The organism is Rhodoferax sp. ZS1R8 (assembly GCF_056521325.1).
Genome location: NZ_JBWMBA010000125.1, coordinates 1 through 1,197, shown reverse-complemented (window position 1 = coordinate 1,197; position 1,197 = coordinate 1). Strand labels below are relative to the sequence as shown.

Below are 1,197 nucleotides of genomic sequence, written 5' to 3'. Positions count from 1 at the left end.
ACGAACTGCTTGCCGATTTGGACAAGGAAACCGTAGATTTTGGTCCAAATTACGACGGCTCCGAAAGAGAACCGCTGGTTTTGCCCACCCGCTTGCCCAATTTATTGATCAACGGCTCAGGCGGCATCGCGGTCGGCATGGCCACCAACATCCCCCCGCACAACCTGAATGAAGTGGTGGATGCCTGCCTGCATTTGCTCAAGAACCCCGAAGCCTCTATCGATGAGCTGATGGAGATCATTCCGGCACCGGATTTCCCCACCGCCGGCATTATCTACGGCATCAATGGTGTCAAAGATGGTTACCGCACTGGCCGCGGCAAGGTCGTCATGCGGGCACGCTGCCACTTCGAGGACATCGACAAAGGACAACGCCAATCCATCATCGTCGACGAGCTACCCTACCAGGTCAACAAAAAGACACTGCAGGAACGCATGGCCGAGCTGGTCCATGAGAAGAAGATCGAAGACATCAGCCACATCCAGGACGAATCCGACAAATCCGGCATGCGCCTGGTCATCGAACTCAAGCGTGGCGCGGTTCCGGAAGTGGTGCTGAACAACCTGTACAAACAAACGCAGCTGCAGGACACGTTTGGCATGAACATGGTGGCGCTGATCAATGGCCAGCCCAAGTTGTGCAATCTGAAGGACCTGATCGAGGTTTTCCTGCAGCACCGCCGCGAAGTGGTTACACGGCGCACCGTTTTCAACTTGCGCAAGGCGCGCGAACGCGGGCATGTTCTCGAAGGCCTGGCTGTCGCGCTGGCCAATATTGACGACTTCATTCGCATCATCCGTGAGTCACCCACACCTCCGGTGGCCAAGATGGAGCTGATGACACGCCCCTGGGATAGCAAGCTGGTGCGCGAAATGCTCACCCGCGTGCGCGCCGATGGCGGTCTGATAAACGCTGATGACTACCGGCCCGATGGCCTTGAGAAAGCGTTTGGCATGGGCAGCGATGGCCTGTACCGCCTGTCTGACACGCAAGCGCAAGAAATCCTGCAGATGCGCCTGCAACGCCTGACCGGGCTGGAGCAGGACAAGATCGTGGCCGAGTACAAGGATGTCATGGCCGAGATCGACGACCTGCTCGACATTCTGGCCCGCCCCGAGCGTGTCACCACCATCATCAGCGAAGAACTCACCGCCATCAAGACCGAGTTCGGCCAAACCAAGCTGGGCGCGCGTCGCA

Annotated in this window: 1 protein-coding gene; it reads left to right on the top strand. The window is 58.0% G+C overall.

Features of this window, described 5'->3' with window-relative positions; genetic code table 11:
- Window positions 1-1,197: DNA gyrase subunit A (locus AC097P_RS24345; protein ID WP_479612994.1), on the top strand; the 1,197-nt coding region annotated here is incomplete at both ends.